Annotated in this window: 8 protein-coding genes; 3 read left to right on the top strand and 5 right to left on the bottom strand. The window is 63.4% G+C overall.

All coding sequences use genetic code 11. From position 1 onward, the window contains the following. Together AB5Y50_RS10510 and AB5Y50_RS10505 are read right to left on the bottom strand one after the other, a co-directional pair. Positions 1-195: transposase domain-containing protein (locus AB5Y50_RS10510; RefSeq protein WP_368162519.1), on the bottom strand; the 195-nt coding region annotated here is incomplete at its 3' end. Positions 196-346: 151 nt separating this feature from the next. Next, positions 347-505, bottom strand: coding sequence for a hypothetical protein (locus AB5Y50_RS10505; protein WP_005332188.1), 159 nt, complete (start codon positions 503-505; stop codon positions 347-349). Between the two features lie 172 nt (positions 506-677). Between AB5Y50_RS10505 and AB5Y50_RS10500 the strand changes: the two genes are divergently transcribed. Continuing rightward, complete coding sequence (locus AB5Y50_RS10500) at positions 678-1304, top strand: lysoplasmalogenase (RefSeq protein ID WP_039040401.1); 627 nt, start codon at positions 678-680, stop codon at positions 1302-1304. A 60-nt stretch (positions 1305-1364) separates the two neighbouring features. Here AB5Y50_RS10500 and AB5Y50_RS10495 read toward each other — a convergent pair whose 3' ends face one another. Then, the gene (locus AB5Y50_RS10495; RefSeq protein WP_042864576.1) at positions 1365-2918 is read right to left on the bottom strand and encodes a DHA2 family efflux MFS transporter permease subunit; all 1554 of its coding nucleotides are present in this window, start codon (positions 2916-2918) and stop codon (positions 1365-1367) included. Next, positions 2918-3970, bottom strand: coding sequence for an HlyD family secretion protein (locus AB5Y50_RS10490; protein WP_043154430.1), 1053 nt, complete (start codon positions 3968-3970; stop codon positions 2918-2920). Before AB5Y50_RS10490 ends, AB5Y50_RS10495 begins: the two co-directional genes overlap by 1 nt. Before the next feature lie 97 nt (positions 3971-4067). Between AB5Y50_RS10490 and AB5Y50_RS10485 the strand changes: the two genes are divergently transcribed. Together AB5Y50_RS10485 and AB5Y50_RS10480 are read left to right on the top strand one after the other, a co-directional pair. Beyond that, positions 4068-4970, top strand: a complete 903-nt coding sequence (locus tag AB5Y50_RS10485) for a LysR family transcriptional regulator (RefSeq protein ID WP_069785472.1) — start codon at positions 4068-4070, stop codon at positions 4968-4970. 240 nt (positions 4971-5210) lie between these two features. Further along, complete coding sequence (locus AB5Y50_RS10480; RefSeq protein WP_010672587.1) at positions 5211-5525, top strand: DUF2007 domain-containing protein; 315 nt, start codon at positions 5211-5213, stop codon at positions 5523-5525. A gap of 15 nt (positions 5526-5540) precedes the next feature. Here AB5Y50_RS10480 and AB5Y50_RS10475 read toward each other — a convergent pair whose 3' ends face one another. Continuing rightward, complete coding sequence (locus AB5Y50_RS10475; RefSeq protein WP_041214291.1) at positions 5541-6824, bottom strand: dicarboxylate/amino acid:cation symporter; 1284 nt, start codon at positions 6822-6824, stop codon at positions 5541-5543. Between the last annotated feature and the right edge of the window lie 46 nt (positions 6825-6870).

Genomic DNA, 6870 nt, shown 5'->3' with positions numbered 1-6870 from the left:
GACATGACGAAACAAGGACATCCCGATAATGGCCCATAGCACCCGCTCCATGGGCATGCGCCGTCGGCGCAAGGAGACGGAGCCCGTCTCGGCCAAGCAAGCCTGCACCAGTTCAGGTGACAGCAGGTCAGACAGGGACTCAAACTTTCCGGGAGGACAGGCGTGAATGAAGTCGAGAGCTTGGTCGATACGCATAAAAAAATCCGAAACCCAACAAGGAGTTTCGGATTCTTACACAGCCTGAGGATCGGTCAATGGATCCTTAACTGATCGGCATTACGCCTTCGGGCGCCGTTTTTTATGCTGGACTGTGATGCCGGCCGCTTCGGGTCATCAGTCCAGGGCATCAGTTGGACTGGGTCTGCTTCTGTTTTTGCAGTTGGTCGAGGGTCTGCTGCTCCTGCGGGCTGAGGCCAAGCTGCTCGCAGGCCTGTTCAAAGCTGATGCCAAGATGGCACATCATGATATCGATAGCGGGCAGGTAGTTGGTCATAGCATCTTCCATGGTGATCCTCCAGAGCTGTCTCTTATGCCCGAGGGCGGGGATGGGGGCAATTAGACTTTAGGTGTAGGGAGCCATCTGCTTCAGCCTCTGCCACTGGCCGGGGGAATTTGCTACTCTTGCGGGCACTAAAGAGGTTGCCGCCCCAGGGCGAGCAGCCGGTGAGGAGCAGGGCATGTTATTGAGTTTCTTGATCATCGCATCGGGCTGGTGGCACATCCGCGCGGCTTACGGCTCAGACTCCCGTCAGTTCTACATCAGCAAACCCCTGACCATGCTGTTCATCATCGCCCTGGCGTTTGGCTACCAGGGCGACGATCACAACGGCTCCCACGCCTGGATCCTGCTCGGTCTCTGCCTGTCGCTGGCGGGGGACGTGCTGCTGATGCTGCCACGGGATCGCTTCATCCAGGGGCTGGCGGCATTTTTTGTCGCTCACCTCTGCTACATCGTCGGTTTCGCCCAGGGGCCCCTGGTGCTCAAGCTGGTGGACGGCCTGCTGCTTCTGTTGGTGGCCGGCATGGTGTTCGGGCTCCTGTGGGGCCAGCTCGGCGAGATGAGGATCCCCGTCTTCTGCTACATGCTGGTGATCATCGCCATGGCCTGGGTGGCTGCCGGTGCCTGGCATGCCTCTCTCACTGCCGGCAGCGCCGCCGCCCTGGTGGGGGCGCTGATGTTCCTCTTCTCCGACAGCATGCTGGCGCTGGACAGATTCCGCCGCCCCTTCCCCCATGCCACGGCCTGGATCATGAGCAGCTACTTCGCGGCCCAATTCCTGATCGCCGCCTCCCTGGCGGGCTGACCAGCGGGCAGCCATGAAAAACGGGCCTTCTGGCCCGTTTTGCTATGTGATCCCCACCTTTCACGCCTCGACCGGTTCTGCGTCAGGGGCCCTCGGGGCCGGCTGCTTGAGCAGCAGCATCAGAGCGCTGGCGACGAGCAGGAAGATACCCATCACGTAGAACACCTGGTTGTAGGCCATGATGGCCGCCTCGCGGCTGATGGTGTTCGACAGCATGGCCCGGGCCTGCAACTGGGCCTGCTCCGGCCCGGCTCCCTGGGCCATCATGGTCTGGGCCAGCTGCATCAGATAGGCCTGCCCCTCGATGCTGGTGGCGGCCAGGGTGCTGCCGATCTGGCTGACATGAGTCCGGGTGTCGTTGTCGATCAGGGTGGCGATGATGGCGATGCCGAAGGCGCCCCCCAGGTTGCGCAGCACGTTGAGCAGGGTCGAGGAGGAGGGGATCTCGTCCGGCGTCAGGCTGGCGGTCGCCACCAGGGAGAGGGGCACCATGATGAAGGGCTGCCCCAGGGCCCGCACGATGAGGGACTGGATCAGCTGGGGCCCGGCGTAGTCGGCGTTCATGTTCACGTTCATGAAGCAGCTGATGGCGAAGACCAGAAAACCGAAGCTCACCAGATAGCGCGGATCTATCTTGTGGGTCAGCTTGGGCACCAGGGGGAGCACCAGCAACTGGGGCAACCCCATCCACATCAGCACCTCACCGATTTCCAGGGCGTTGTAATTGTGGATCTGGGTCATGTAGAGGGGCAGCACATAGATGGAGCCCATCAACCCCATGCCGAGCACCAGGTAGGCGAAGCAGGCCAGGGCGAAGCGCGGGTTGTGCAGCAGCCGCAGGTTGACCAGGGGGTGGCGGCGCAGCAACTGGCTGATGACGAAGAACACCAGGGCCACCACCGAGATGACGGTGAGCCGCACGATGAAGCTCGAGCCGAACCAGTCCTCCCGGTTGCCCTCTTCCAGCACCACTTCCAACAGGCCGAGACCCACCGCCATGGTGAGGATACCGATGAGATCCACCCGCTTGATCACCTCCCAGTCCACCGGCTTCCTGTCCAGCCCGTGGGCCAGCATGGCCATCACCAGCAGGCCGGGCGGCACGTTCAGATAGAAGATGTAGTGCCAGGACATCTGCTCCGTCAGCCAGCCCCCCAGGGTCGGGCCGATGGCGGGGGCGAAGGTGGCGCACAGGCCGAACAGCGCCATGCCGGTGGCCCGCTTGTGCAGCGGCAGCAGGCTGACGATGAGGGAGAAGGCCATGGGGATCAGCGCCCCGCCGGTGAAGCCCTGCAGCGCCCGAAAGACGATCATGCTGGTGAGGTTCCAGCTGAACGAGCAGAGCACGGAGGCGACGATGAAGGCGCCCGTGGTCCACAGCAGGTAGCGCCGCACGCTCAGTCCCCGGCTCAGCCAGCCGCTCAGCGGAATGGCGATCATCTCCGCCACCAGATAGGAGGTGGAGATCCAGGAGCTCTCGCTCAGGGTGGCCGAGAGTGCCCCCTGAATGTCTTTCAGGGAGGCGTTGGTGATCTGGATGTCGAGGATGGCCATGAAGGCGCCGATGAGGCCCCCCATGACCGCGATCCAGTTGCGGCGTGGTATGGCGTCCATCAGTGGGCGGCCACCACGGGATCAGGGGTGCGGGTGTCGACGATCACCTCGGTGGAGAGGCCGGGCAGCAGCTTGCCCGCGAGGGAGCCCGGATCCGGGATGCGGATCTTGACCGGTACCCGCTGCACGATTTTGGTGAAGTTGCCGGTGGCGTTCTCCGGCGGCAGCAGGGCGAACTTGGCGCCGGTGGCCGGAGAGAGGCTGTCGATGATCCCCTCGACCGGTTGATCCGGATAGGCATCCAGGATCACCTCCACCTTCTGGCCCGGCTGCATGTGCTGCAACTGGGTCTCTTTGAAGTTGGCCTCGACCCACACCTGGCTCAGGGGCACCAGGCTGGCCACCTGCATACCGGACTGGACGTAGAGCCCTTCCCGCAGGCTGCGCTTGCCGATGATGCCGTCAGCCGGGGCTCGCAGCTCGGTGTAGCCGAGTTCCAGCCTGGCTTGTTCAAGCTGGGCCTCGCTCAATGCCAGCCTGGCCTGGTTCTGCTTGGCTTCGGCATCCAGCACCAACAGCCGCTCGCGGGCGGCCTGCAGGGCGGCTTTGGCCTCCAGTGCCTGGGCCTGGTTGACCTGCAGGCCGGCCCGCACCTCGTCCAGGCTGTCCTGGGAGCTGTAGTGACGCTCATTGAGCTGGCTGACCCGGCGCACCTGCTGCTGGGCCCGGACCTGTTCGGCATTGGCCGAGCTGACTTTTGCCTCGGCCTGGCGGATGAGGCTCAACTGCTGGATACGGGTGGCGGCGAGGTTATCCGCCGTCGCCTGGTTGAGGTGCAGATCGGCCTCGGCCTCCGCCACCTTGGTCCTGTATTCGCGGTCGTCGAGCCGGGCGATGAGCTGGCCGGCCTTCACCGCCTGGTTGTCGGTCACCAGTACTTCGCTGATGTAGCCGGAGAGCTTGGAACCGATGCCGGTCACCTCGCTTTGCAGGTAGGCGTTGTCGGTGCTCTCGAAGTAGCGGCCATGCAGATACCAGTAACCGGCAAACAGCAGGCCGAGCAGGGCCAGCACCAGGGCGGCCAGCAGGGGGATCTTCTTGTGTTGACTCATGATATTGGTTTTCCTGAACTGTGGCGGGCAGGCTAACATCGTGCAACTGTTTCGATTAGTATCCATTCATGAGATATACAGTTTCACTGGTGAAACAATGGACCTGAATGCTGCCTTAATCCTCGTTCGTATCGTCGACAAGGGCTCCTTTACCGCCGCTGCCCAGGAGCTGGGCATGACCAAGGCGACGGTGAGCCGCCGCATTGCCGAGCTGGAGCAGCGTCTCGGCGCGCGGTTGCTCTATCGCTCCACCCGGCAGCTCACCCTGACGGAAGCCGGTGAACAATATTATCTACGCTGCAGCAAGGCGGTGGAGGAGCTGGCCCAGGCCGAACTGATGCTCAGTGCCAGCCAGCAGGAGGTGACAGGGACCCTCAAGCTGGCGGTGCCCATCGAGACGGGACAGCTGGTGGTGGGCAGGCTGGTGGCGAACTTCCTGCAAGCCTATCCGGGCATGAAGGTGGAGCTGGAGCTGACCAACCGCATCGTGGATCCCATCTGCGAGGGGCTGGATGCCATCGTGAGGGTCGGCGACATGAGCGACTCCAACCTGGCGGCGCGGCGTCTCTGGAGCACCGAGCGGCTGCTGTGCGCCAGCCCGGACTATCTGGCGCGCCACCCGGTGATCCAGAGGCCCGCCGATCTGGTGCATCACGAGCGGATCGCGGTCAGCACGGGGTTCCTCGCCTCGCACTGGTGTTTCGAGCTGGATGATCGCGAAGTGCTGGTGGATCCCCCGTCCCGCTTCCAGGTCAACAACATCACCTGTGCCAGGGAGGCGGCGAAGGCGGGGCTGGGGCTGGCTTCCCTGCCCGCCATGCTGTGCCATGATGAGCTGGTGAACGGGACGCTGGTCTCCTTGCTGCCGGAGTGGCAGCAACCCAGGGTGCCCATCTACCTGCTGTTTCCCGAGCGGCGCCTGATGCCGCGCAAGCTGAGGGCATTCATCGATTTTCTGGTGGCCAACGGCCCGGCTTACGGTATCGACAAGCTGCTGTAAGGGTTTCGAGGACAACGTATGGAGCGGTGGATGAATCTGTATCGGGCATCTCACTCCCGGAAGATGCTCGCCCTGGAATGATGGTAGTGCTGGTGATGATGGCACTGGCAAGGGTTTCGAGGACAACGTATGGAGCGGTGGATGAATCTGTATCGGGCATCGCACTCCCGGAAGATGCTCGCCCTGGAATGATGGTAGTGCTGGTGATGACGGCACTGGCAAGGGTTTCGAGGACAACGTATGGATCAGTGGATTAACTTGTATCGCGCCTCTCACTCCCTGGAGGCGCATGCCCTGAAAGGGGCCTTGGAGGTAGAGGGAGTCAGGGTGCGCCTCAGCGGCGAAGGGCTCTCCGGCGCGCTCGGGGAGCTGCCGGTGGATCTGCTGCAAGTGACCCTGATGGTGAACGAGCGGGATCGTCAGCGGGCGGGCCGGATCATCGAGCGCTACCAGCAGCGCCAGGGCAACGGCTGGCTGTGCGGCCAGTGCGGGGAGGAGAACGGCGCCAACTTCGATATCTGCTGGCGCTGCCATCACGATCCCCAGGATCATTGAACGCCCCTCGCGCCCTCAGCGCAGGGTGAAGTCGATGTCATCCCCCGCATGGGCATCGTGGTAGGTGGCGAGATCCAGCTCCTTCTCGCTGCGGGCGATGAGCACGGAGACCAGGATGTCGCCGGAGACGTTGACCGTGGTGCGCGCCATGTCGAGGATCCGGTCTATGCCGGCGATGAGCGCCACCCCTTCCAGCGGCAGTCCCACGGCAGTGAGGGTCAGGGTCAGCAGCATCAGCCCGGTACCGGGTGTGCCCGCCGTGCCGATGCTGGCCAGCGTGACGATGCTGATGATGGTCAGGTAGTCCACCAGATGCAGATCCACCCCGAAGGCCTGGGCCACGAACAGGGCGGTGACCCCCTGATAGAGGGCGGTGCCATCCATGTTGATGGTGGCGCCGATGGGCAGCACCTTGGCGGTGATGGCGGGGGAGACCCCGAGCCTGCGTTCGGCGCAGGCCAGGCTGATGGGCAGAGTGCTGCTGCTTGAACTGCTGGTGAAGGCCACCGCCTGGGCATCGACGATGCTCTTGAAGTAGTGCAACGGGTTGAGGCGCGCCATCAGGAGCAGCAGGCTGCTGTAGACGCCGAGCACGTGGAGCAGGCAGCCGAGGTAGACGGCGCCGATCACCTTGAGCAGCGGCAACAGCAGGCTGACGCCGTACTTGCCGGTCATCCAGGCCATCAGGGCGCAGACGCCATAGGGGGCCAGGGCCATCACCATCTGGGTCAGCTTGAACATGCCCTCCGCCAGAGAGGTAAAGAACAGGATGGCGGGGCGGCCGCGTCGCCCGGTGGCGTTGAGGGCGAGAGCGAGGGCCACGGCGAACACGATCACCTGCAATATCTTGCCATCGCCCATGGCCTGCACCGGGTTGCGCGGCACCAGGTGGCTCAGCACGCTGGCCAGGGTAGGTTGCTGCGCCATGGCGCCCCGTTCATAAGGACCCATATTGGCGCCCATGCCCGGTTCCAGCAGCCAGCCCATCATCAGGCCGATGCAGATGGCGACGGCGGTGGAGCAGAGATAGAAGCCGATGGCCTTGCCGGCGATGCGGTCGAGCCGCTTGCCCTTGAGCAGGGCAGTGAGGCCTGCCAGGACGGAACAGAAGATGAGGGGCACCATCAGCATCTGGATGGTGTTGACGAACAGGACGCCGATGGGCTTGAGCAGCAGGGCCTGCTCGCTGAAGCAGAGCCCCAGACCTATCCCGGTCAGCATGCCGAGCAGGGTCTTCAACCAGAGCGGGCGACGGGTCCAGATCCGCCAGGGTTTGAAGACCAATCCATGGAACAGCATGACGCCAATGTCCTTATTTTCTGTCTGCGGTGGCAAAAAGGGGCGA

The sequence above is a fragment of the Aeromonas sp. s6 genome (genome assembly GCF_040907815.1).
Lineage (GTDB): Bacteria > Pseudomonadota > Gammaproteobacteria > Enterobacterales > Aeromonadaceae > Aeromonas > Aeromonas caviae.
The sequence above is the reverse complement of the archived record's forward strand: the minus strand, read 5'-3'. Positions and strand labels throughout refer to the sequence as shown.

Coding starts and splice junctions, on each gene's coding strand:
- AB5Y50_RS10505 (WP_005332188.1), bottom strand. CDS start 505: ATGGAAGATGCTATGACCAACTACCTGCCCGCTATCGATATCATGATG.
- AB5Y50_RS10500 (WP_039040401.1), top strand. CDS start 678: ATGTTATTGAGTTTCTTGATCATCGCATCGGGCTGGTGGCACATCCGC.
- AB5Y50_RS10495 (WP_042864576.1), bottom strand. CDS start 2,918: ATGGACGCCATACCACGCCGCAACTGGATCGCGGTCATGGGGGGCCTC.
- AB5Y50_RS10490 (WP_043154430.1), bottom strand. CDS start 3,970: ATGAGTCAACACAAGAAGATCCCCCTGCTGGCCGCCCTGGTGCTGGCC.
- AB5Y50_RS10485 (WP_069785472.1), top strand. CDS start 4,068: ATGGACCTGAATGCTGCCTTAATCCTCGTTCGTATCGTCGACAAGGGC.
- AB5Y50_RS10480 (WP_010672587.1), top strand. CDS start 5,211: ATGGATCAGTGGATTAACTTGTATCGCGCCTCTCACTCCCTGGAGGCG.
- AB5Y50_RS10475 (WP_041214291.1), bottom strand. CDS start 6,824: ATGCTGTTCCATGGATTGGTCTTCAAACCCTGGCGGATCTGGACCCGT.